Source organism: Lutibacter sp. B1, from assembly GCF_012524075.1.
Lineage (GTDB): Bacteria > Bacteroidota > Bacteroidia > Flavobacteriales > Flavobacteriaceae > Lutibacter.
On record NZ_JAAZUI010000003.1, the window covers coordinates 77,298 to 101,976 of the forward strand.

Consider the following 24,679-nt stretch of genomic DNA (forward strand, 5'->3'; position numbering starts at 1 on the left):
AAATTTTATTTCAAAAAACAATTGCCTACATAATTTATTGATTTAAGAATGTGGATTTGTTTTGTATACACTTAAATAAAAAATAAGTTAAATATCGTGGTATTTACCTTATTAATTCGTAAATTAACGTGAAAATACAGAACCTGTTTTTTTATTTAAAAAAACATAATTCTTCCCAAAGGCATTATACCGATGTAAACTGAACATAATAACAAAAAATTCTAAAATAATAAAGTTATGATTGCAAAAGTAACCTACCGAAAAATAGAAGTTCCTTTAGGCGATATTAGTTTGAAAGGACGTTTAAAATTAGTTGATGATAGCAAAGGAATTGTGCTATTTTCACACGGGAAAGGAAGCAATCGACTAAGTGTTAGAAATAATTACGTAGCCGAATTGTTAGTTGAACATGGTTTTTCCAGTTTGTTATTTGATTTATTAACTCCGTTAGAAGCTGAAATTCAGCAAAACAGGGTAAATCTTGAACTTCTTACTAAACGACTTTTAAAAGTTACTGAATGGGTTAGATCTTACCATGAAACAAAACATCTGCCTATTGCATATTTTGGCTCTAGCTCTTATGGTGCCGCTTCGGCTTTAAAGGCTGTTAGTAAATTAGGAGATAAGGTAAAAGCAGTGGTATCAAGAGGTGGCAGACCGGATCTTGTAATGGATGTTTTGAAAGATATAAAAACACCTACGCTTTTCTTAGTGGGAAGTAATGATGAAGAAGATATAGTAGAATCAAATAAAAAGATACTCTCAGAAATGAATTGTATTCACGAATTAAGCATCATTGGAGGTGCATCTCATCTATTTGAAGAATCAGGAAAAATGGAAGATGTTACCGAGCATACGGTAAATTGGTTCGATAAATATTTACATCTATAAAAAAGGAAAAAAGAAATAATGCTTTAGTTACTTAACTATTTGGAAGTTGCTTCTAATTTTGCTGAAATAATTAAAATGTGTTTGCAATACTTATTTCAATCAAAAGATATGTTAAAAGTTACCTTCAGTAGAAAGATATGGTTTGAAACAAACTATAAAAAAGACTACTTTAGCCAAAAATAAAATCAAGAAATCTATTCAAAATAGATTTCTTGATTTTAAGAGATATATTAAACATGTTTAGTGGTTTGCTGTTACTTGTACAACAAGTAAATATTGAAGAAAAAATAAAAAATGCCCCTGATAAAAGTTATGAAATTGGTGTTGTAATTGGCACGTATTTACCTTTTGTTTTGTTGGTAATATTGGCATATATTATTTACAATAGAGCTAAAAACAGGAAAGATCTAGACGATTAATATGATTAAATTAAAGTGAAAAATGAGCAATATTAGAATTACCAAACAATTTTATTTTGAAACCGGACACGCATTGTATGGGTACGACGGAAAATGTAAAAACGTTCATGGACATAGCTACAAACTTTCAGTTACCGTTATAGGTGAGCCAATAAGTGATAAAACGAATGTTAAATACGGAATGGTGATAGATTTTGGTGATTTAAAAAAAATTGTTGCTTCTGAAATTGTTGATGTATTTGATCATGCTACAGTTTTTAATAAAAATACACCACATTTAGAATTGGCTAAAGAGCTTGAAATAAGAGGGCATAACGTAATTTTAGTAGACTATCAGCCTACAAGTGAAATGATGTTGGTAGATTTTGCTCAAAAAATTAAAAATAAATTACCCACCACTATTCAACTTCATTCTTTAAAATTACAGGAAACCGGCACGTCGCATGCCGAATGGTATGCGAGTGATAATGCTCCTCATCCTTAGTCCTTCTCAAAGGAAAGGAAACTTGTTGCCTTTGTTTTATTTCATTATAGAAGTCTTTCACTTAGGAAGATTTAGAAGAGCTTTATTTTCCGTTAAAAGTATTCATGGTTAAATTTAAACCTGCGGTACCAAACGATTTTATAACTTGGGCTGATTTATCCATACGTTCCGGTAATAATTTAAGTTCGTCATCATTCCATTTTCCCAAAACATAATCAACTTGTTTGCCTTTTGAAAACTCAGAACCTACACCAAATCTAAATCGGGCATATTGTTGTGTTTGTAAAACAGCGTTGATGTCTTTTAAGCCATTGTGGCCACCATCACTTCCTTTAGCTTTTACTCTAATACTTCCAAAATCCAAATTTAGATCGTCACAAATTACCAATAAATTTTCGAGCGGAATTTTTTCTTTCGTAAGCCAATAGTTAACAGCTTTTCCACTTAAATTCATATAAGTAGAAGGTTTTAGTAAAATAAAAGTTCTCCCTTTAAATCTGAATTTGGCTATGGCACCTAGTTTTTCATTTTCAAAAGTTATTTCTTCTTTTGAGGCAATTTCATCTAAAATTTTAAAACCAATGTTGTGTCTTGTATCAACATATTTTTCGCCAATATTTCCTAAGCCAACAATTAAGAATTTTTTCATATAATCTGTTGTTACTTCTTCTTTTTTAGAGCCAAATATTAATTTAAGTAATTTTTTTATTTGCATAGAGCAAAAATAGTAAAAAAGAAAAAAGGTTTAGTTAAAATAAAAAAGCGTTACAATTTGCAACGCTTTTTAGAATTTTAAAATACAAGTATATTTTATTCAGCAGTTTCTTCAGTTTCTTCTTCAGATTCTTCTGCACCTGCAACAACATTACGAGAAGTTCTAACTTGAGCAACAACTGTGTTATCCGGGTGTAAAATGCTAAATTTATCGTTAGCTAATTCAGTAACATATAATTTACTGCCAATTTTTAATTTTGATATGTCGGCGTTAATAAAGTCCGGTAAATCAGCAGGTAAAGCTCTTACACTTAATTTACGCATTGCAAAGCGTAAAGAACCACCGTTTAAAACACCGGGAGAAGTACCAACTAATTTTACTGGAATATTCATAGTTACCAATTTATCGTCAAATAATTGATAAAAATCTACGTGTTGAATTTTATCAGTTACCGGATGAAATTGGATGTCTTGTAAAATAGCATTGTAAGTAACACCTTCTAATTCAATCTTAGCAGTATAAACGTTAGGAGTATACACTAATTTTTTGAATGAAATTTCATCAGCTGAAAAATGTAGTGGTTTGTCTCCTCCGTATAATACGCAAGGTACCTTTTCAGCATTACGTAAGGCTTTAGTTGAAACTTTGCCTACGCTTTCTCTTTTAGATCCTTTGATTGTAATCGATTTCATTTATCTATTGTTTATTAATTATTTACATTAAAAATTGCCCACTTATTGATGTATTGTCTTGAACTTTATGCATTACATCAGCAAATAAGGCGGCGCAAGATACAACTTTTATTTTAGAACTAGCTCTTTTTAAAGGAATTGTATCAGAAACTATTAATTCTTGTAGTTTAGATTTTTCAATTTTATCGTATGCATCACCCGATAAAATAGGATGCGTACACACGGCTCTAACACTTATAGCGCCTTTTTCCATCATTAAATCGGCAGCCTTGGTAAGTGTTCCTCCGGTATCAATCATATCATCAACCAATATTACGTTTTTATCTTTTACTTCTCCAATAAGCTCTATTGTGTCAATTACATTTGCTTTTAAACGTTGTTTGTAGCAAATAACAACTTCGCTTTCTAAATATTTTGAATAGGCATAAGCGCGTTTAGAACCTCCCATATCTGGTGAAGCAATGGTTATGTTTTTTAAGTTCAGTTGCCTTATGTAAGGTAAAAATATGGTTGAAGCATATAAATGATCTACAGGTTTTTCAAAAAAACCTTGAATTTGATCGGCATGTAAATCCATAGTCATAATTCGGGTAGCACCTGCCGTTTGCAATAAATTTGCCACCAATTTTGCTCCAATAGCAACACGTGGCTGATCTTTACGATCTTGACGAGCCCATCCAAAATATGGCATAACAGCCGTTATGTGACGTGCCGATGCTCTTTTGGCTGCATCTAACATTAAGAGCATTTCCATTAAATTGTCGGAATTTGGAAACGTGGAGCCGATAATAAAAATACGACGACCTCTAACCGATTCTACAAATGCAGGTTGAAATTCACCATCGCTAAATCTTGAAATTTTAACATTACCAAGCTTTACGCCATAGTGTTTGGCAATTTCTTCGGCTAACGATATGCTTTGGGTACAAGCAAAAAGTTTTGGCTCAAGTTGATAGTTTCCCATTTTTTTAGCTGTGTTATTATTATGTGTTGTTGTTTTGTTGTGTGCAAATTTAAAATTATTTAAAGAGTAATTGAATAACAAACTAAAGTTTTTATGTTTTAGATTAAAAATATTTATAAATTTGCAGTCCAATACTTAAAAAAGCCTCGATGGCGGAATTGGTAGACGCGCTGGATTCAAAATCCAGTTCTTTCGGGAGTGTGGGTTCGATTCCCACTCGAGGTACAGTTTTAGATAAAAAAGGAAAACAAAAGAAAGTTAAACACTGTGAATTAGTAAAAATTTAAAAAATTAGCTTTTATTGCTTTCCTTTTTTATATCTTAATTTTGAGCTTTTTTATTGTAAATAGGATCAATTTCTTCGATTTTATTTCATTTATCTATAACTACAATAATAAATTAGTTGAATTTAAAACAATTTGATTGAAGTTTTATATTTAATAGTGTTAATTTAAAAATATTATTCTTCTCAGTATAATAATATTCTTTTTGTGAAATAATTAGGATATATATTTTAAAGTAAACAAATAATAATGTTGAAAAACGAGACACTTAAAACTAAAAAATCAATTGATCTAGAATTTTTATCCAAAACCAAATCATGTTATAAAGTTGATTTTAAATAATAAAAAAGTGTTAAATTATTTAGCCAAAAATAAACTTTAATAACAATTCTCTAACCCTTTCTAAAGAATATAATAATTATATGATAATATAAAAAAGTTTACTATTAGTAAATAATTAATGATTTTAGCTTACTAAATTTTAATAATTGTAAAAAAATTAATTATTTAAAAAATGAAAAAACTAACCAACTTCATTATTTTGTTACTATTATTTTTAGTTTCAAATGTTATCGCTCAAAACACACCTGCTAGTATAAAGGGTGTTATTTATGAAGGAGAAACAGAAACTCCATTACCTGGGGCAACTATATTTATTAGAGGTACTGAAAAAGGAGTAACTTCTGATTTTGATGGAAATTTTAAAATTTCAGGTATTGAACCAGGAAACTACCAATTACTTATAACTTTTATGGGTTATACGGATAAGATGATTCCAGTAAAATTAATTGCTGATCAAGAATTAGATTTAGGGGTTATAAAACTTGAAACTTCATCACAGCTTTTAAATGAAGTTGTGGTAACAGCTCTTAACATTACTCGAGATGAAAAATCTCTTGGGTACTCACTTCAAAAAGTTGATGGAGAAGAGGTCTCTCAATCAACAAGTACCAACATGGTAAGTACATTATCCGGTAGAACAGCAGGTGTACAGGTTGTTACCAATGGTACAGGTCCAGGGCAATCTTCATCTGTAGTAATAAGAGGGTATTCTTCTATGAATGGAGATAACCAACCTTTGTTTGTTGTAGATGGTATTCCGATTAATAATACTACAGACACTAGAACTAATACTTTAGGAGGAGCTAGTAATATGAATTTAGATTATGGAAACGGAGCAGCTGAAGTTAATCCGGATGATATTCAATCTATATCAGTATTAAAAGGAGCAAATGCAACAGCTTTGTATGGTTCAAGAGCAGCTAATGGAGCTATAGTTATTACTACTAAATCAGGAAAAGGACAAAAAGGATTGGGTGTATCAATTAGTTCAAAAACCACTTTTGAAAGTATGCTTGAAGGACCTAAATACCAAAGGGTTTACGGACAAGGCAAGAACTTTGATTTTCAATTTTTAGATGGATATGGTAATGGAACTTATGATGGTGTAGATGAATCTTGGGGACCTAGATTAGATGGGACACTTAGAGCACAATTTGATTCTCCAACTTCTACAGGTCTTAGAGGAGGTGATGTTCACGGACTAGATTATATTTTAGGTCCATCAGGTGTTGATTTAAATAGAAGAGGAATAATAAACCCAACACCTTTTGTTGATCATGGAGATCCTGTTGAAAATTTTTTACAAACAGGAAGAACTTTAACAAATAATGTTTCTTTTTATGGAGGAAATGAATTAGGAAACTATCGTGTTAGTTATACAAATCTTGATAATGAAGGAATATTACCTAATACAGATATTAAAAGAAATACCATTTCGTTTTCAGGAGATTACAACCTTTCAGATAAATTAAAGGTATCTTCTAAAGTAAATTATATAAGAACGGATTCTGATAACAGACACGTAAATGGATATGGAACAGAATCTGTGATGTATCTTTTTATATGGTGGGGGCAAAGTGTTAATGTAAAAAGCCTCAAAGATTATTGGCAAAACGGATTAGAAGGTTTTCAACAATTTAATTACAACTATAATTACCATGACAACCCTTATTTTACAATGTATGAAAATACAAATGGTCTTGCTAAAGATAGAATTATTGGAAATTTGTCTGCAACATATGATGTAACTGATAATTTTAAAGTTATGGTAAGAGGAGGAAGAGATTTTTTCTCTGAATATCGTTTTATAAAAAGAGCTTATTCAACTCAACGTTTTCCTAACGGCCAATATAGAGAGGATAAAATTAATTTTCAGGAAACCAATTTAGATTTCTTATTAACGTATGATAAACAAATTAATGAGGATTGGTATCTAAATGCAAATTTTGGAGGAAATAGAATGGTTCAAAAAAATCATTTCAATTCATTAATGGCTAATAAACTGTTATTACCTGGCGTTTATTCTTTTAATAATGCAGATGGAGCTTTAGTGCAAAGAACTAGCAGACCGGAAAAGCAAATAAATTCATTATATGCTTTTACGCAACTAGCTTGGAAAAATAAAGTTTATTTAGATTTAACTGCAAGAAACGATTGGTCTTCAACACTTCCTGAGAAAAATAATTCATACTTCTATCCTTCAGCTTCTTTAAGTGTAATACTTTCTGATTTATTTGAAGTTAATAAAGAGAAACTTTCCTTTGCTAAAATTAGAGCAGGATGGGCACAAGTAGGTAGTGATACAGACCCGTTTAGATTGTCTGATTCATATTTGTTAGGAACTCCTGTTGGAAGCAATCCAACAGCAAGCCCTTCTAATTCACTACCTAATTACGATTTAAAACCGGAAATACAAACTTCTTTTGAAGTAGGAACAGATTTAAGGTTTTTAAATGATAAAATTTCATTAGACCTAACCTATTATAATACTATTTCAAAAAATCAAATTTTAGATATTGAACTTCCTGTAACTTCAGGAAAAACATCAAGGGTAATTAACGCAGGTAAAATTAAAAACTATGGTTTAGAGTTATTATTAGATGTAATTCCTCTAGATAATGAAAATGGTTTTAAATGGAATTCAACTTTTAATTTTGGTCTTAATAAAAATGAAGTAATGGAACTTTCAGGGGGTGTTGACAAATACGTATATGGAGGAAATGGAATTACTTTAGTTGCTGAAAAAGGAGGTTCTTTGGGTGATATGTGGGGAACAGGATTAAAAAGAGTTGAAGATAAAGATAGTCCCTATTATGGAGAAGTAATTTTTAATAATGGTTTAGTTCAACAAGATAATACACTTAGAAAACTTGGAAATTTTAACCCAGATTTTAATTTGGGATGGAACAATAAAATAAGTTATAAAAACTTTGCTTTAAACTTTTTGTTTGATTGGAGACAAGGAGGTGAATTACTTTCTAGAACTCGTCTTATAGCAGCTACATCAGGTAATGTTGTTGAAACACTTTGGGGGCGAGATCCTGAATTTGGAGGTCCTCATCCTGGAATTAGTGATTCGGGGTTGTCATATACTGATAATAATGGGGTAGCACAAACCGATGGTATAATTGGTAATGGTGTAATTGAACTTACAGACATCGATGGAAATGTAACAGGATATAAAGAAAATGATGTTATAGTTGCTGCAAATGCATACCATAATAATAGATATAGAAGACAAAATGTATCTGAAGGAATTTATGATGCCACATTTATTAAACTAAGAGAGGTTAAGTTAACATATTCATTTCCAGATGAAATAATTAATAAGTTGGGAGTTCAAAACATGTCTTTGTCATTAATTGGAACTAACGTATGGTTATGGGCTAAAGAATTTAAACATGGAGATCCGGAACTACTTTCTTTTGGTGGAGGATCATATGTGCCAGGAGTAGAAAATGCAACTGTACCAAGCACAAAAAGTTTTGGTTTTGCCTTGGATTTAAAATTTTAACAATTTGAATCCAATTAGTAATAAGTATAATAATGCAGATTAAAAACATAAAAAAATGAAAAAAATAATTTTTACTGCGATCATCATATTTACAGGTTTATTTATTTCTTGTGAAGATTTTGATGTTTCAAATGATAATCCTGATGTAGCTTTAAATATCAGTAACAACCCAGAGTTATTGTTAACTCAATTTCAAAGAAATTCTATCAGAGGGGCTGTATCGTACTCTTGGAGTGAAGGAAATTTAATGGGGCAATATGGGGCCAGAATTGTATTTACCGAATTTGACTTATTTGAATGGGGAGATCAATCGGGAGCATGGAATAATTTTTTTATTAGTATAAGAGATGCTAAAGCCTTAGAACAAATTGCTGTTGAAGAATCTATACCAAGTTATGAAGCAGTTTCTAAAATAATGCAAGTGTGGATGTTTAATATACTAACAGATATGTGGGGAGATATACCTTATACAGAAGTAGCTAAAGCAAATGAAGAAAATTATTTTCCGGTTTATGATGAACAACAGTTTATTTACTCAGATATGATTGATAAATTGAAAGAGGCAAATGATATTTTAAGCGGAACTAACGCTACTTTAAAAGGAGATTTATTATTTGATGGGAATCTTTCTAAATGGAGAAAATTCGCTAATTCATTAAGGTTACGTTTAGCTTTGAGACTAAGTAAGGTTGATGCGTCAAAAGCTCAATCTATTATTAGTGAAATTTACGGAAATCCTTCTCAATATCCAGTAATGGAATCTAATATTGATAATGTAATACTTCAGTTTTTATCTTCAAATCCTGATGCACACCCTGTAACCGAAGAATCTGTTTATAGAGTAGGATCTTACAATGAATATAGAATTTCTGAGAATTTTGTAGGAATCCTTAAAAGTTTTAATGATCCAAGACTTGAGTTTTTAGCAGATCCAACTGCAAATTCTGTAGAAAATGGAACTCCGGAAATTCAAGGTATGCAAAACGGTATTGTTGATGGGCCGGCATACGAATATAAAGGTGGAGACGCATTTTTATCCAAATTTAATATAGACTACTTTTATTTACAACCAAATGCAAATGATGCCAGATTAATGCTATCTTCTGAGGTAGACTTTATTTTTGCTGAAGCCGCGCAAAGAGGTTGGATTAATGCTGATGCTAAAACTTTTTATGAAAAAGGGATTCAATCTAATTTTGAATATTGGGACGTTGAAATGCCTACAGATTATCTTTCACGTACAGGTGTTATATACAATGGAGCATTAGAAACCATTATTAATCAAAAATATATATCATTGTTTTATACCGATTATCAGGGTTTTATAGAATTTAAAAGAACTGGTTTTCCAAGCACAATAAAACCTGGCCCTGATGCTTTTTATAGTACATACCCAAGTAGATTTGAGTATCCTAGCGAGGAGCAATCTTTAAATGCTGATAATTATAATGAAGCAGTAAATCGTATGAATGGTGGGGATGAAATAACTACCAAAGTGTGGTGGGAAAATTAAGAATCTATTCAAAATAGTTTAAAATGAAATTTACTAAATTAATAGTAGTAACCATAGGGGTTTTGTCCCTATGGTCTTGTAATACAAAAGAAAAAACAAAACCATTAGGTATTCAACATGTTGTAGTTATTGGTTTTGATGGTTTAAGTCCGAATGGACTTAAAAATGCAAAAACTCCTAATTTTGATAGTATTATAAAAGAAGGAGCTTATACACTTCATGCTAGAGCTGTTTTGCCTACAAGTTCAAGTTCAAATTGGGCGTCAATGATTATGGGATCGGGGCCGGAACAGCATGGTATTACTTCTAATCAATGGGAAAGGAATAATTTAATTTTACCAACTGTTATCGAAGATGAGCATTTCTTGTTCCCTACAATTTTTGGCTTAATTGATAATCAAGTTGAAAATGCTGAAATAGGAGCTATTTATCATTGGGAAGGTTTTGGAAGACTTTTTGAAAAAAAAGCTGTGGATTATGATGTAAATGGCAAAACCGAGGATGAAACTGCAAACTTGGCCATTGAATATATCAAAACTAAAAAACCAACATTTACATTTATTCATTTTGATCATGTTGACCATGCTGGTCATGAATTTGGACATGGAACGGAAGAGTATTATAAATCTGTAGAAAAAGCAGATAATTTTTTAGGTGAAATAATCAATGCTATTAAAGAAACTGGCATTGAAGATAATACTTTAGTAATAATTAGTGCAGATCATGGAGGGATTGGTAAAGGACATGGTGGCGAAACCTTAGAAGAAATTGAAATTCCATTCATTCTTTGGGGAAAGTCTGTAAAAAATGATTTTAAAATTAAATATCCAGTATATCAATACGACAATGCTGCTACTGTAGCCTTTGCGTTAAATATTAAAATGCCTTATGCGTGTATTGGAAAGCCTGTAAAATTTGCTTTTGAAGGTTACGAAGTTTCTGATAACTATCCACTTTTAGAAATGATGGAAAAACCAATAATATTTCCAAACTCAAACTCAAATAAACGCAATGGAGGTTTGTTTAATGAGGAAACAATTGTAAAAATAGAAAACCCTAATAATTTAGGTGAAATCCATTATACATTAGATGGTTCGATGCCTACAATAGATTCAGAAAAATATACAGAAACTATTAAAGTTAATAAAAATATAATTGTAAAAGCAGCTATTTTTAATGAAGGAAAAATTAGAAGTTCAGTGGCAGAAGCTTTTTATCGTATAAAACCTGCTAATTACTTAGCACCTGTTTCTTATGAGCTTTATTATCTTGAAAATTTAACAAATATCCCAAATTTAGAAAATAAAATACCTGACGTTAAAGGAAATTGTTTTGAAATTACTTCTGATGAAATAAATGAAGAAATAAAGGAAAATACAGCGGTTAAATTCAAAACTAAAATTGAGGTTAAAGAAAATGATACCTATACTTTTTTTACCCGATCAGATGATGGAAGTAAACTATGGGTAAATAGTGAAGAAGTGGTTAATAATGACGGTGATCATGGAGTAATAGAAAAGGGTGGAAAAATTGAATTAAAAAAAGGAATATATCCTTTAGAAGTAATATGGTTTAATGCTGCTGGTGGCAGTTGGTTAGATGTATATTATAAAAGTAATTCCATTTCTAAACAAATTATATCCACAACTATTTTAAAAAGAAATGATTAAAATTTTAAGTATAATAAGTCTCTACATTTGTTTAATTTCAGAGTCACTTCTTTTTTCCCAAGAGGTAGAATATCCTGCTTGGGAAATTGGAGTGATGGAGTTACACCATATAAGCACCGGAAGAGGTGATGCGGCTTTTTATATTTTTCCTGACGGAACAACTCTCTTAGTTGATGCAGGGGATACTTCTGAAACGCATCCAAGAACAATGACCAATCGTAATGTTCCTTTGTTGCCAAACAGATCTAAAACAGCACCAGAATGGATTGTAGATTATATTACTCAATTTTTTCCAAAAAATAAACCTTTACAATTAGATTATGCTTTGATGACTCATTATCACGATGATCATTTTGGAGAAATAGATAGTACAAGAGTATTATTCAATAAAGGGAATTATGCTTTAACGGGTATTACAGAAGTAGGGCATTTGTTACCCATCAAAACTTTACTGGATCGCGGTTCTGATTTTCCGTTAAATTTAAAAAATTCACTTGTTCAAGAAAGTTTGAGTAAAAATGATACATATAAAATGATTTCAACGTTAAAAAACTATTGGAATTTTATTGAATATCATAGTCAACATAATGGTTTAAAGCATGAAATTTTAGAAGTAGGATCTAAAAATCAAATTAGTTTAAAAAATGAAGCTAAAAAATATTCTAATTTTTCAGTTCAAAATATTGCGGTTAATGGTAAAATTTGGACAGGTGAAAAGCAAGAATATTTTAATCTATTTAAAGAAGGAGAATATCCAGGCGAAAATTCATTAAGCACTTGTATAAAAATAACCTATGGTAAGTTCGATTATTTTACAGGAGGGGATATTAGTGGAGTTAATGAGTTTGGTGAATCAGATTTTGACAGAGTTGAATCACATATCGCACCAGTTGTTGGTCCGGTAGATGTAGCTACATTAAATCATCATGGTAACAGAGATTCACAAAACAGCTATTATGTTAGAACTATAAGACCCAGAGTTTGGATTGGGCAAACTTGGTCATCGGATCATCCGGGAAATAATGTACTAAGAAGGTTACTTTCTAAAAAATTATATCCTAGGAAAAGAGATCTTTTTTCAACGGCAATGTTACAAGCAAATAAAGATGTAATTGGAGAATTAATGGATAAATATAAAAGCTTAAGTGGGCATATTGTAGTTAGAGTTTATGCTAATGGAGACAAATATGATGTTTATGTGTTGAATGAAAATTCAGAAAAAAGAGAGGTAAAGGCTAAATACGGACCTTATGAGTCAAGATAAACATAGTAAAGTTACTGAAGGAGATATAAATTACTCTTTAGAACGTGATTTGTGGAACACAAATCACACAGATAAGGAAACAATTAGCTTATTAGAAAAAGATGCGCGTTATTTTTTACATCAATCTATGTCAACACCATGTTTGGATGTTTTACAAAATTGTGAAGGAGTTTTTATAGAGAACATTGAAGGTAAAAAATATTTAGATTTTCATGGTAACAATGTGCATCAAATAGGATTTTCTAATCCTTTGTTAGTTGAAAGACTTACAGAACAATTAAAAAAACTCACCTTCTCAACACGTAGATATACAAATGAAGCCGCCATTAATTTTGCTGAAAAACTGGCATCTTTAACACCATCAGATTTAAACAAAGTTTTATTAACACCAAACGGAAGTTCAGCAGTTGGTATGGCATTAAAACTTGCAAGAGCCGTTACCAAGAAGTTTAAAGTAGTCTCTTTTTGGGATTCATTTCACGGAGCTTCGTTAGATACAATTAGTGTTGGTGGCGAAGCAAATTTCAGAGAATATATGGGACCTTTAATGCCTGGTGTAGAACGTATTCCTCCACCTGTAAGTTATCGAGGTATTTTTGAAGGAAATGAAGATAAATGCTTGGAATATTTAGAATATGTTTTTAAAAAAGAAGGAGAAATAGGAGCTTTTATAGCAGAAACTATTAGAAATACAGATGTGCAGATTCCATCTCTACATTTTTGGAAAGAAGCTAGGGAATTATGCAATAAGTATGGCGTATTACTTATTCTGGATGAAATACCTATTGCATTAGGTAGAACCGGTAAAATGTTTGCTTTTGAAAATTATGATATTGAACCAGATATTTTATGTTTAGGAAAAGGATTAGGAGGAGGAATTTTTCCTCAAGCTGCAATTATCACAAGAGATCAATTTAATAATTTTGGTGATATTTCTTTAGGACATTATACGCACGAGAAAAGTCCGTTAGGGGCAATTGCCGGGCTTACCACAATTGAAATTATTGAAAATGAAGGCTTATTAAAAAAAGTATTGGATGATGAAATTTATGTGAAAAATGCTTTGGAAAAACTTAAAGATAAGTATGAAATTATAGGAGGTGTAAGAGGAATAGGTTTATTGTGGGGTATAGAATTGGTAAAAGATAGAAAAACCAAGGAAAAAGCTTTAAGTGAAGCAGAAAAATTGATGTATGAATGCTTAAAAAAGGGACTAAGTTTTAAGGTTTCAGCAGGAAATGTAATACAATTATCACCCGCGTTAACTATTTCAAAAGATGAATTAGATATTGCATTAACTATTTTAGATAAAAGTTTATCCATAATTCACTAAAGTGAATTCAATCAAAATATAAGTAAATGAGAACAATTATACTAGTATTTCTTTCGGTTTTAGTATTTCCTTTTTTTGGAAATTCACAAAACAATGAAATTGAAATTTTGATACAACCGTATCTTCAAGATGCAACACCTAATTCTATTAAAATACTTTGGGAAACAACTGAAGAAGATGAAAGTATTGTAGAATATGGACTTACTCCAAAATTAGGAAAGAAAGCTACAGGAATATCTTTTGATGTTAATTTTACCGCATCCAGAATTCATGAAGTTAAAATTGATGGATTAAAAAAGTTCACAGAATACTACTATAGAGTTAAAACCAAAAATGTTATATCAGATATTTTTCAGTTTAAAACACCACCTTTTGCAAACGATAACGAATCATTTAATATAATTGCAATGAGCGATATGCAGTATGATCCTAATAATCCCAATAAGTTTTCGGAAATTGTAAATGAAGGAATATTGACGTACCTAAAAAAAGAATTTAAAGGCTCTCTTCCAAATAATTTAGCATTAGTGATGATTCCCGGCGATTTGGTACAAGACGGAACAAAATATTTTCAATGGAAAGAGCACTTTTTTAATCCTTCTGAAAAGTTATTTGGCAATGTTCCTGTATATCCGGTTTTGGGAAACCATGAGAAAAATTCAATCTTTTATTTTAAATATTTTAGTCTTCCTGAAAACGGTACACCAGCTTATGCAGAACATTGGTGGTTTAAAGACTATGGAAATACAAGAATTATTGGATTAAATTCTAATGATGGATATAGAGATTCAAAAGAGCAGTATGTTTGGTTAGAAAAACTTTTAGAAGATACTTCAAAAAACGAAGATATAGATTTTGTTTTTGCTCAATTACATCATCCTTACAAATCAGAATTATGGATTCCGGGAGAAACAGATTTTACAGGGAAAGTAGTAAAATTATTGGAAAAATTCAGTTCGGAAACAGGTAAACCCAGTATTCATTTTTTTGGTCATACACACGGCTATTCCAGAGGTCAGTCTAAAGACCACAAACACTTGTGGATAAACGTTGCATCAGCAGGAGGAGCAATTGATAATTGGGGCGAATTTGAAGGAAGAGATTATGATGAGTTTACAGTAACTCAAGATGAATATGGTTTTGTAATGGTGGAAGTAGATGGCAGTAAAGATGATCCAAAATTTACGATAAAAAGAATTAGTAGAGGTAATGAAGATACGTTTAGAAACAATGAAGTTACTGACAGTATTACTATTTGGAAAAAAGAAAGAAAACCTATAGAACCTGAGGCATTAACGCCTAACAATGAAACACTAAATATTGAAGGAATTATTTTAAAAGCCGGTACTTTTAAAAGTAATTTTAAAGGTGCTTTTCACGCAGCATCAAACTGGCAAATTGCAGAAACAAAAGATTTTGTTAATCCGATTTTTGATAGTTGGAAACAACATGAAAATTGGTATTATTTAGAAAACAGACAAAAAGACGATAATCTGTCTGATGTAAATACAAAACGATTAAAACCAAATATAACGTATTATTGGAGAGTGCGTTATAGAGACCAAAATCTGAATTGGAGTAATTGGTCAAATATATCATCTTTTAAAACTAAAGAATAATGAAAAAAATAAGTTTAATAATTAGCATAATTTTATTGCTGTCTTTTATAGGAAATGCACAGCAAAAAACTCAGAAAAGTGAGCCAAATATATTCGTAATAACTTTAGATGGAGTTAGGTGGCAAGAAGTTTTTACCGGAATTGATACTGTTTTATTGGAAAACAAAAAATATACACACGACAAAAAGGTTTTATCAGAAAAATTTATAGGAGAAAGTATAGAGGAAAACCGGAAAAAATTAATGCCATTTTTTTGGAATACAATAGTTAAAGAAGGACAAATATATGGTAACAGAAATAAAAATAGCTTTGTTAATCTCACAAATAAAATGGTTTTCTCATATCCTGGATATAACGAGATTTTAACCGGAAAAGCCGATGATGCGACTATTAATAGCAACGATAAAATTTATAATAAAAACATTACAGTTTTAGAAAAAATAAATCAAAATCCACAGTATAAAAATAAAGTTGCTGCTTTTGGAAGTTGGGATGTTTTTCCTTTTATAATTAATGACAAAAGAAGTGGCATACCTGTAAATGCAGGATATATGAAAGCTACCGGAGATGATTTAACGGAAAGAGAAATATTTTTAAATGAAATACAATGGCAAGCTCCAATAATTTGGGAATCGGTTAGGTTAGATGTGTTTACGCATCAATATGCAAAAGAATATATTAAAAAGAAACAACCAAAAGTGGTATATATTGCTTATGGTGAAACTGATGATTTTGCGCATGGAGGTTTGTTTGATTATTATATTAAATCGTTATATACTGCCGATTCTATGATTGAAGATTTGTGGAATTATGTTCAAAATAATCCTTTTTATAAAAACAATACTTATTTTATTATCACTACAGATCACGGTAGAGGTGTTGGAGATGATCCCGAATCAATGTGGACAAGTCATGGTTCAAAAGTAAAAGATGCAGACCAAACATGGTTAGCTGTTATGGGGCCAACAATTAAAGCAAAAGGAGAAATTAAAGAAATATCACAAAATTACACCAACCAAATTGCCGCTACTGTAGCTAAATTGCTTGGTTTAGATAATTTGATAGATGATAAAATTGGAAAACCTTTTATTTCAAACTGGTAATTGAAAAATGAAATTAAGCAGAAAAACATACATGCCAAAAAGTAAAATATATATTATTATCCAAGCTATTATAGCTTCTTTTGGAACTTATTTTTGTATGTATGCTTTTCGTAAACCATTTACAGTTGCAACTTTCGAAGGTTTTTCTTACTGGGGAGTAGATTACAAAATTTTGTTGATTATTTCTCAAGTATTGGGTTATATGCTTTCAAAATTTATTGGAATAAAAGTTATTTCAGAAATGAAGCAAGAACGTCGTGGTATTTTTTTAATAGGATTGATTATTGTAGCAGAACTGGCTTTATTGTTATTCGCCTTAACTCCCAAACCATACAATATTGTTTTTATGTTTTTAAACGGCTTACCATTAGGGATGATTTGGGGTATTGTATTCTCTTATCTTGAAGGCAGGCGTTATACTGAAATTTTTGGTGTAGCTTTAAGTTCAAGTTTTATTGTATCGTCAGGTTTTGTTAAATCTACAGGAAAATTTGTAATGGATAGCTGGCATTTTTCAGAATTATGGATGCCTTTTATTACAGGAATTTTATTTATTGTACCCTTACTTTTTTTTACATTTTTATTAGAAAGACTACCTAAACCGGATGAAGAAGATGAAAATTTGAAAACAAAAAGGGTTCCTTTATCAAAAAAAGAAAGGAAGAAACTATTTTTAAAATTTGCTTTTCCTATTATTATTTTGGTTGTTTTCTATACAGCACTAACGGCTTTTAGAGATTTGAGAGATAATTTTGCCAGAGAACTTTGGGACACTTTAGGTTATCAAGACAGCTCCAGTATATATACAACAGCAGAAATTCCTATAGCCATAGCTGTATTGGTAATTTTGGGACTGTTAGCTTTTATTAAAAATAATATGAAAGCATTTTTAATTTACCATTATTTGATACTTTTTGGAACAATTATTATTGGTATTAACACATGGTTGTTTCAACAACAGGTTATATCTCCTTTAGTTTGGATGGTACTTACTGGTTTTGGCTTATACATTTGTTACGTTCCTTTTAACTGTATCTTTTTTGATAGAATGATTGCAACTTTTAAAATTAAAGGAAACTCAGGTTTTCTTATATATATTGCAGATTCTTTCGGGTATTTAGGAAGTATGGCAGTGCTACTGTATAAAAATTTTGGTCAGTCTTCTATTTCTTGGTTACAATTTTTCACCTATGGCACTTATGTAATTTCTGTAATAGGAATAATTATTACTGTAATTTCTTTATTTTATTTTATAATGAAATATAAAAAAAATGCTGAAGTAAAAGCATATAGTGTACAAGCGTTATAATTAAATAATTGATATAATATTAAAAAGAAAGCTATTTATAAAAGAAAAAAAATATAAAAATAAACTTGAAAATGATAAAATTAGTAGTATTTGATATAGCAGGAACCACTGTTAACGAGAATAATGTAGTTTATAAAACTTTAAGAAAAGCAATAAATAAAGCCGGTTATAATTTTTCTTTAGAAACGGTTTTAGAACATGGCGCAGGTAAAGAAAAACACCAAGCCATTAAAGATATTATTGCTCTGGAAAACAATAAAAATGGTGATGAGGAATCGTTAAGTATTTTTAATGTTTTTTCTAATTTATTAAAAATGAAGTATGCAGACTTAAAGGTTAGAACGTATCCAAATACTGAAGAAGTTTTTGAAAAATTAAAGGAAAATGATATTAAAATAGTTTTGAATACGGGGTATGATAAAAAAACAGCCCGATCACTACTTTCAAAATTAAAATGGGAAAAAGGCAAACATTACGATGAACTTATAACCGCGAGCGATGTTGAAAATAGCAGACCTGCACCTGATATGATAAATTTGGCAATGGATTTTTTTGATATTAAAGATTCTAAGAAAGTGGTTAAAGTTGGAGATTCAATAATTGATATTGAAGAAGGGAAAGCGGCTAATTGCGGAATTACAATTGGCGTTACAACAGGTGCACACACTAAAGAACAATTACAAAGTGCACAACCAACTTATATTATTGATAATCTCAGTGAACTAATTCAAAAAATACTTTAATATGGAAAATAATGTAATTGACAGTGTTGATGCCATTGTAATTGGAGCAGGTACAATAGGTTGTGCTACAGCATGGCATTTAGCAAAAAGAAGTGTTAATAAAGTGCTGTTAATTGACAGAAATACTATTGGAAGTGGTAATACGTCTAAAGCAGCATCATTAATGACGTTGGTTAGAACTAAAGAAGAGTTGATTCCTCTAATTCAAGAAACCTATAAAAATATTGATGAAATAGAACAAGAAACAGGTGAAAAAACAGGTAAAAATAAAGTAGGCACACTTCATATTGCTTCCTCTGAAGAGTCGGTAGTTAATCTTAAAAAAATAGTTGCTATTGCAAATAAACATCATATTAAAAATAAGGAAATAGGTATTGAAGAGGTAAAAAAGAAAGTTACTTGGTTAGATACTTCATCTATTAAAAAAGTTTCTTTTATGGAAGATGATTCTTTTCTAGATGCGTATTTGTTGGCAAATGCATTTGCAAAAGCTGCTAAATTAAAAGGCGCAACAGTAATGCAAAATACTGAAGTTATTGAATTGCTTTCTGAAAACAACCAAATTACCGGTGTAAAAACAACTAAAGGAATTATTAAATCATCCATAGTTATTGATTCGGCAGGCGCTTGGTCTAACCTATTATCTTTACAGCTAAACATACCAATACCAATGGCTCCGGTAAGAAGTATTTATTGGATTACCGAAAAAAATGATAAGTTGTTTCCGCACGATCATCCTATGATAGTAATGCCTGATGCTATGGCATATTCCAGACCGGAAAATGGAGCTTTATTGTTTGGGTTAAGAGAAGAAAACAGTCCACATTTTCATCCAAATAAATTAAATCCAAAACCTAATTCTGATTTTTTAGGGCCTAAAGATGATGAATGGGATATTTTAGAAAATTATGGGAAAGATTTTATCAATTATTTTCCTGAATTTGAAGAAATTGGAATGAAAAATTGTATTACAGGAATTTCTACGTATACGCCTGATGGATATTATACCGTTGGACCTTTTCCTAATTTTAAAGGATTTTACGCTGCAACAGGTTGTGCAGGAGCAGGTGTGGCAGGTTCGGGGGGAATAGGAAGATTAATTGCAGAAATGATTTTAAAAATTCCTTTGTTTACAAGTGCTGAAAAATTTAGAATTGACAGATTTTCTGATTTTGATCCATTATCTGAAAATTTTAGACAAAAATGTGCCGATGCAAGAAGTAAGAAAAAAGATGGCGGATAAAATAATGTCGATAAAAAAGGTTTAATTAACTTAATTCAGTTTCATTAAAAAAATACAAAACTAACATTTTAGCAGGTTCTGAATCTTTATTAATAGGAACATGAGGGAAACGGCCATCAAAAAATAACGAATCTCCTTCTGTAATTTCAATTTCTTCATTATCAATTATATAAGAAATTTTGCCACTTAACATATATTTAAATTCGTAAGCATCGGTAGTTACTTTATCGCGTTTACTATTTGGTAAAACTTCTAATAAAACTGCCTCAAAACCAATTGATGATAAACTTTTATTAAATATAAATTTATAAACAAAGCCTTCTGCTTCAACTTCTTTTTCAATTTCAGAATATTCGTTTTTTCTTGTAACAATAAATTTTTTACCATTTATTTTTTCCATTCCATCAAAAAAAGAACTGAGTTCAATTTCTAAGGCTCCAATAATATTTAATAGTACAGGTAATGAAGGTATTGTACGTCCGTTTTCAATTCTGGAAATTAATCCGTTACTAACACCGGCTTTAGTAGCAACTTCACTTATAATTAATTGCTTTTTTTTTCTAATTTTTTTAATTTGCTTTCCAATATCTAGTAAATAATCGTCCATAAGATTTTGTGTGTCTTAATAGTTTTTACAAATATGAATTTTTTGTATGAATTTAAATGTTAAAGTTGTTATAAGTTATTATAGCGTGAGTTCGATTAATTAAAACTTAATAAGCTTATTATATTTATGTTATTCCTGTGAAGGGAGGAATGACAGTTTCTTAATCAACTTAAAAACATATTTAATTTAATTATCAGATACTTTTATATCGAACTCACGTTTAAAGATAAAATCAATACTTGTATAAATTAATTGCCGGTTTTAGCTACTTATGAAAATGCTACGAGGATTCTTTATTCAGTTTTTTTTAGTGGGCGTTTCATTTTGCATTTCGAACATCGTTAATACTTAATTGAAGAAATCTAAAAGCTAGATACACAGACCATACTGTCCAACCTGCATACAAGAATCGCTGTTTTAATCCAAAATATCCATTCAATACATTTGGGAAAAAAATTGAAAAGCCCAACAACATTATTATAAAACTAATTATTGCTACTGCTCTTATTTTTAACAAATGTTCTTTCTTTCTCCATAAAATTAGGCTTAAAATTGGAGCCAAAATAATTAACGGAAAAGGAAGTCCTACAATACTATGTAATTTCAAAGGCATTGGAAATAAGGCTGGTCCTGCAAGAAAGGAATATAGCAAAATAAAAAGTATAGGAATAACGCTTAATTGCTTCATCTTACAGTATTTGTATAAACCAATAACAAAAAAAATATTCAATATAGAACTCAAAACTAATCCAGCAGTAAAAAGATACTGTGTTCTTGTTCCTAATGCTCCTAATTCGCTAACCAACCATGTAAAATGATTATAATCTTCAAGCATTAATCCGCAAACAATAGTAGTAATCCAAAAAATTATTGGACTTATTATTCCGAGGTATAACAAATGCCTTTCTTTCATAATTATTGCAAGTTTTTCTTAAATGCCCGCTAACTACCCACAAACAAACACGTTAAAAATGTAATTTATGAATTTACCTAAAGCGTTACATAAAGGTAATTACAACTGCAATAAAAATTGTAATATTGTATATACTTTTTTAATTTTTTGAAAATTGAAATACTTAAAAATTTTAATTTTATACGTTTTATGCTTTGTATCTTTTTATACTAAAGCACAAGAATTGCCTCCTTTAGAGAATTTTTCTCCTGATATTTATGAGGCTGAAAATCAAAATTGGGACATTTCACAATCAAACGAAAAATATATTTATGTAGCTAACAACAGTGGCTTGTTAGAGTTCAACGGTTCTAAATGGCGTTTGTATCCGTCGCCAAACAATACTATTATCAGATCGGTAAATGTTGTAGATCATAGAATTTATACAGGATGTTATATGGAGTTTGGTTATTGGGAAAACGATGAATATGGAAGGTTAAAATACAATTCATTATTAAACAAACTCACCGAACCTTTAATTGATGACGAGCAATTTTGGAATATTATAAAATTTGATGATTGGATGCTGTTTCAGTCATTAAACCGAATCTATATTTTTAATACAATTACCGAAAAATTTCGTGTTATCAACTCCAAAACTACACTTCCCAAAATTTTTAAGGTTGATGGTGGCATCTATTTTCAAAAAATGTATGATGGTGTTTATAAAATTGAAAATGGTAAAGAAGTTTTAATTTCTAACGATGCTGTATTGAAAAATAACACCTTGGTAAACATTTTTTCAGTTGATAAAAAATTGTTGTTTCAAACGCAAATGAGCGGATTCTATTTTTTAGAAAATAAGCAATTACAAAAATGGAATATAAGCGCCAATAAAGTAATTTCTTCACTTAGTATTTACAGCAGTATTCAATTAAAAGATGGAAGTTTTTTATTAGGAACCATTTCTAAAGGCCTTTATCAGCTTGATAAAAAAGGAAATATAATTTTGAACATAAATCAGGAAAAAGGTTTAAATAACAATACTGTACTTGCTGTTTTTGAAGACTACGAACATAATATTTGGCTCGCTTTAGATAACGGAATTAGCGTAGTAAATTTCAATTCGCCATTTAAAGTATACGATGATGTAAATGGAAAATTAGGAACAGTATATGCTTCTGCTATTTATAATAATTACTTGTATTTAGGAACCAATCAAGGTTTGTATTATAAAAAATTGAATGGAGATTCAGATTTTGAGATTATTCATGGAACAAACGGACAAGTTTGGTGTTTAAAAATTTATGACAAAACACTGTTTTGCGGACACAATCTAGGCACTTTTACAGTTGTTGATGATGAAGCTGAATTAATTACGGATGTGATGGGTGCCTGGGACATTAAACCAATTAAACAAAAACCAAATTTATTGTTGCAGGGCAATTATAACGGATTGAATGTATTACAAAAAGTAAATGGTAAATGGCAGTTTAAAAATAAAATTGAAGGGTTCGATATTTCGAGTAAATTTTTTGAATTTGCCCAAGACACAACAATTTTTGTAAGCCACGAGTATAAAGGTGTTTATAAACTTAACATTAATAGCGATTTTACAAAAGTAAAAAGTTATGTTACCGAAAAAACTGCTCCAAAAGGCTTTAAATCTAGCCTAGTAAGCTATAATAATAATTTGTTGTACACATCTAAAGATGGAGTTTTTAAATATGACAATAAGCTGCAAAAATTTCAAAAAGACTCAATATTAACAAATGATTTGTTTGATAATGATGAGTATGTGTCGGGAAAACTAATTGCGAATAATGAAACAAATACCTTGTGGGGATTTACCAATAAAAGCGTAGTATATTTTTCTCCCGGAAAACTGAACAACGAGCCGAAAGCCGATAAAATTTCGTTTCCAACATCTATAAGAAGAGATTTTGCCGGGTATGAAAGTATAGCACACATGTACGATAAGTCATTTTTATTAGGCAGTTCAAGAGGGTATGTTATTTTAGACTTGAATAAATTGGAGAGTAAAAGTTATGCAATTAAAATAAATTCAATTGAAAAAAGTATTCTAAACGAAACAAAAACACTTATTTCATTAGAAAAGGATACAAATTTTAAGTTTAAAGAAAATAATTTGTACTTCACCTATAGTGTTCCTGAATTTAACAAATACACACAAGTTAATTACCAGTACCGGTTAGAAGGTATCTATAATGAATGGAGTAATTGGTCTGCTAAATCTGATGTTTCTTTTAAAAATTTACCTTATAGCGATTATGTTTTTGAAGTTAGAGCATTAATAGGTAATAAATTGTCTGAAAATACGGCTTCGTATTCATTTAAAATCGAAAGGCCATGGTATTTATCAAATCAATTTTTATTGTTTTATTTTTTATTGTTTTTAGTATTGTTATTGGTGGTTCATAATTTATATAAACGCTATTACAACAAACAAAAACAAAAGTTGCTGGAAAAGAAAAAGCGAGAACTAACTATGTCTCAATTAGAGAGCGACAAAGTTATTATGAAGTTGAGAAATGAAAAGTTACAAAATGAAATTGAAAGTAAAACTAGAGAATTAGGTGTTTCTACAATGAATATTATAAAAAAGAATGAACTTTTAACTAAAATAAAAGATGAATTAACGTTGGTTAATGATGCTAAAAAAATCAAACCCGTAATTAATATTATTAACAAAAATTTAAATCATACCGGCGATTGGGAAATTTTTCAAGAAGCATTTAACAATGCTGACAGTGATTTTTTGAAAAAAGTAAAAAAAGCACATCCAACTTTAACGCCTAACGACCTACGTCTATGTGCTTATTTACGTTTAAACTTATCATCTAAAGAAATAGCACCTTTGCTTAATATTTCTGCCCGTAGTGTTGAAATAAAACGATACAGGCTTAGAAAAAAAATGGAATTAACCCACGAAAAAGGACTTGTAGAGTATATTCTAGAGATTTAACTCGCCACTACAATTTTGTAAATTACCTCAACATTACCTCAACTAAAAGGTTATAGTTGACTGTATTTTCATTATTTTCAAATTTCAATATA

At 30.2% G+C, this 24,679-nt stretch carries 19 protein-coding genes and 1 tRNA gene; 15 read left to right on the top strand and 5 right to left on the bottom strand.

Annotation, left to right across the window (positions count from 1 at the left end):
* Positions 1–237: 237 nt before the first annotated feature.
* From HGB55_RS02685 to HGB55_RS02695, 3 genes are all read left to right on the top strand, one after another.
* Positions 238–891 carry a dienelactone hydrolase family protein gene (locus HGB55_RS02685; protein ID WP_168814405.1) on the top strand — a complete coding sequence of 218 codons (654 nt, stop codon included), beginning with the start codon at positions 238–240 and terminating at the stop codon, positions 889–891.
* A 212-nt stretch (positions 892–1,103) separates the two neighbouring features.
* Positions 1,104–1,310: a hypothetical protein gene (locus HGB55_RS02690; RefSeq protein WP_371807792.1), complete on the top strand. Its 207-nt coding sequence runs from the start codon at positions 1,104–1,106 to the stop codon at positions 1,308–1,310.
* Between the two features lie 22 nt (positions 1,311–1,332).
* The gene (locus HGB55_RS02695; protein WP_168814406.1) at positions 1,333–1,794 is read left to right on the top strand and encodes a 6-carboxytetrahydropterin synthase; all 462 of its coding nucleotides are present in this window, start codon (positions 1,333–1,335) and stop codon (positions 1,792–1,794) included.
* A gap of 82 nt (positions 1,795–1,876) precedes the next feature.
* On the opposite strand, the gene pth is transcribed toward HGB55_RS02695, so the two are convergent.
* From pth to HGB55_RS02710, 3 genes are all read right to left on the bottom strand, one after another.
* A complete protein-coding gene (gene pth / locus HGB55_RS02700) occupies positions 1,877–2,509 on the bottom strand; it encodes an aminoacyl-tRNA hydrolase (protein ID WP_247649174.1) in 633 nt (210 codons plus the stop codon).
* 95 nt (positions 2,510–2,604) lie between these two features.
* Positions 2,605–3,201 carry a 50S ribosomal protein L25/general stress protein Ctc gene (locus HGB55_RS02705; RefSeq protein ID WP_168814407.1) on the bottom strand — a complete coding sequence of 199 codons (597 nt, stop codon included), beginning with the start codon at positions 3,199–3,201 and terminating at the stop codon, positions 2,605–2,607.
* 22 nt (positions 3,202–3,223) lie between these two features.
* Positions 3,224–4,165, bottom strand: a complete 942-nt coding sequence (locus HGB55_RS02710; protein WP_168814408.1) for a ribose-phosphate pyrophosphokinase — start codon at positions 4,163–4,165, stop codon at positions 3,224–3,226.
* 143 nt (positions 4,166–4,308) lie between these two features.
* Here HGB55_RS02710 and HGB55_RS02715 point away from each other — a divergent pair.
* The 11 genes from HGB55_RS02715 to HGB55_RS02765 all read left to right on the top strand — a co-directional run bounded on the left by HGB55_RS02715 (position 4,309) and on the right by HGB55_RS02765 (position 20,102).
* Positions 4,309–4,390: transfer RNA gene (locus HGB55_RS02715), tRNA-Leu, on the top strand.
* 573 nt (positions 4,391–4,963) lie between these two features.
* Positions 4,964–8,305 carry a SusC/RagA family TonB-linked outer membrane protein gene (locus tag HGB55_RS02720; protein WP_168814409.1) on the top strand — a complete coding sequence of 1,114 codons (3,342 nt, stop codon included), beginning with the start codon at positions 4,964–4,966 and terminating at the stop codon, positions 8,303–8,305.
* A 55-nt stretch (positions 8,306–8,360) separates the two neighbouring features.
* A complete protein-coding gene (locus HGB55_RS02725) occupies positions 8,361–9,818 on the top strand; it encodes a SusD/RagB family nutrient-binding outer membrane lipoprotein (protein WP_168814410.1) in 1,458 nt (485 codons plus the stop codon).
* Positions 9,819–9,841: 23 nt separating this feature from the next.
* Positions 9,842–11,488: an alkaline phosphatase family protein gene (locus HGB55_RS02730; RefSeq protein ID WP_168814411.1), complete on the top strand. Its 1,647-nt coding sequence runs from the start codon at positions 9,842–9,844 to the stop codon at positions 11,486–11,488.
* Positions 11,481–12,752, top strand: coding sequence for a hypothetical protein (locus HGB55_RS02735; RefSeq protein WP_168814412.1), 1,272 nt, complete (start codon positions 11,481–11,483; stop codon positions 12,750–12,752). Before HGB55_RS02730 ends, HGB55_RS02735 begins: the two co-directional genes overlap by 8 nt.
* A complete protein-coding gene (locus tag HGB55_RS02740) occupies positions 12,739–14,085 on the top strand; it encodes an aspartate aminotransferase family protein (RefSeq protein WP_168814413.1) in 1,347 nt (448 codons plus the stop codon). The genes HGB55_RS02735 and HGB55_RS02740 overlap by 14 nt, the downstream gene beginning before the upstream one ends.
* Before the next feature lie 26 nt (positions 14,086–14,111).
* Positions 14,112–15,704, top strand: a complete 1,593-nt coding sequence (locus tag HGB55_RS02745; RefSeq protein WP_168814414.1) for a metallophosphoesterase family protein — start codon at positions 14,112–14,114, stop codon at positions 15,702–15,704.
* Positions 15,704–16,807, top strand: coding sequence for a phosphoglyceromutase (locus HGB55_RS02750; protein WP_168814415.1), 1,104 nt, complete (start codon positions 15,704–15,706; stop codon positions 16,805–16,807). The genes HGB55_RS02745 and HGB55_RS02750 overlap by 1 nt, the downstream gene beginning before the upstream one ends.
* 7 nt (positions 16,808–16,814) lie before the next feature.
* A complete protein-coding gene (locus HGB55_RS02755) occupies positions 16,815–18,116 on the top strand; it encodes a DUF5690 family protein (RefSeq protein ID WP_247649175.1) in 1,302 nt (433 codons plus the stop codon).
* Positions 18,117–18,181: 65 nt separating this feature from the next.
* Positions 18,182–18,859: a phosphonatase-like hydrolase gene (locus HGB55_RS02760; protein WP_371807793.1), complete on the top strand. Its 678-nt coding sequence runs from the start codon at positions 18,182–18,184 to the stop codon at positions 18,857–18,859.
* A gap of 1 nt (position 18,860) precedes the next feature.
* Positions 18,861–20,102: an FAD-binding oxidoreductase gene (locus HGB55_RS02765; protein WP_168814418.1), complete on the top strand. Its 1,242-nt coding sequence runs from the start codon at positions 18,861–18,863 to the stop codon at positions 20,100–20,102.
* 25 nt (positions 20,103–20,127) lie between these two features.
* Here the strand turns inward: HGB55_RS02765 and HGB55_RS02770 are convergent, their stop codons facing one another.
* Both HGB55_RS02770 and HGB55_RS02775 read right to left on the bottom strand, forming a co-directional pair.
* A complete protein-coding gene (locus HGB55_RS02770) occupies positions 20,128–20,709 on the bottom strand; it encodes an XRE family transcriptional regulator (RefSeq protein WP_168814420.1) in 582 nt (193 codons plus the stop codon).
* A gap of 319 nt (positions 20,710–21,028) precedes the next feature.
* A complete protein-coding gene (locus HGB55_RS02775; RefSeq protein ID WP_168814422.1) occupies positions 21,029–21,622 on the bottom strand; it encodes a DUF998 domain-containing protein in 594 nt (197 codons plus the stop codon).
* Positions 21,623–21,776: 154 nt separating this feature from the next.
* On the opposite strand from HGB55_RS02775, the gene HGB55_RS02780 reads away from it, so the two are divergent.
* Positions 21,777–24,587 carry a triple tyrosine motif-containing protein gene (locus tag HGB55_RS02780; RefSeq protein WP_168814424.1) on the top strand — a complete coding sequence of 937 codons (2,811 nt, stop codon included), beginning with the start codon at positions 21,777–21,779 and terminating at the stop codon, positions 24,585–24,587.
* Positions 24,588–24,679: the final 92 nt, after the last annotated feature.

Excerpts from the sequence above, each read along its gene's own strand:
- HGB55_RS02775 (WP_168814422.1), bottom strand. The coding sequence starts at position 21,622 with ATGAAAGAAAGGCATTTGTTATACCTCGGAATAATAAGTCCAATAATT.
- HGB55_RS02730 (WP_168814411.1), top strand. The coding sequence starts at position 9,842 with ATGAAATTTACTAAATTAATAGTAGTAACCATAGGGGTTTTGTCCCTA.
- HGB55_RS02735 (WP_168814412.1), top strand. The coding sequence starts at position 11,481 with ATGATTAAAATTTTAAGTATAATAAGTCTCTACATTTGTTTAATTTCA.
- HGB55_RS02695 (WP_168814406.1), top strand. The coding sequence starts at position 1,333 with ATGAGCAATATTAGAATTACCAAACAATTTTATTTTGAAACCGGACAC.
- HGB55_RS02740 (WP_168814413.1), top strand. The coding sequence starts at position 12,739 with ATGAGTCAAGATAAACATAGTAAAGTTACTGAAGGAGATATAAATTAC.
- HGB55_RS02745 (WP_168814414.1), top strand. The coding sequence starts at position 14,112 with ATGAGAACAATTATACTAGTATTTCTTTCGGTTTTAGTATTTCCTTTT.
- HGB55_RS02755 (WP_247649175.1), top strand. The coding sequence starts at position 16,815 with ATGAAATTAAGCAGAAAAACATACATGCCAAAAAGTAAAATATATATT.
- HGB55_RS02750 (WP_168814415.1), top strand. The coding sequence starts at position 15,704 with ATGAAAAAAATAAGTTTAATAATTAGCATAATTTTATTGCTGTCTTTT.
- HGB55_RS02705 (WP_168814407.1), bottom strand. The coding sequence starts at position 3,201 with ATGAAATCGATTACAATCAAAGGATCTAAAAGAGAAAGCGTAGGCAAA.
- pth (WP_247649174.1), bottom strand. The coding sequence starts at position 2,509 with ATGCAAATAAAAAAATTACTTAAATTAATATTTGGCTCTAAAAAAGAA.
- HGB55_RS02725 (WP_168814410.1), top strand. The coding sequence starts at position 8,361 with ATGAAAAAAATAATTTTTACTGCGATCATCATATTTACAGGTTTATTT.
- HGB55_RS02770 (WP_168814420.1), bottom strand. The coding sequence starts at position 20,709 with ATGGACGATTATTTACTAGATATTGGAAAGCAAATTAAAAAAATTAGA.
- HGB55_RS02765 (WP_168814418.1), top strand. The coding sequence starts at position 18,861 with ATGGAAAATAATGTAATTGACAGTGTTGATGCCATTGTAATTGGAGCA.
- HGB55_RS02685 (WP_168814405.1), top strand. The coding sequence starts at position 238 with ATGATTGCAAAAGTAACCTACCGAAAAATAGAAGTTCCTTTAGGCGAT.
- HGB55_RS02720 (WP_168814409.1), top strand. The coding sequence starts at position 4,964 with ATGAAAAAACTAACCAACTTCATTATTTTGTTACTATTATTTTTAGTT.
- HGB55_RS02710 (WP_168814408.1), bottom strand. The coding sequence starts at position 4,165 with ATGGGAAACTATCAACTTGAGCCAAAACTTTTTGCTTGTACCCAAAGC.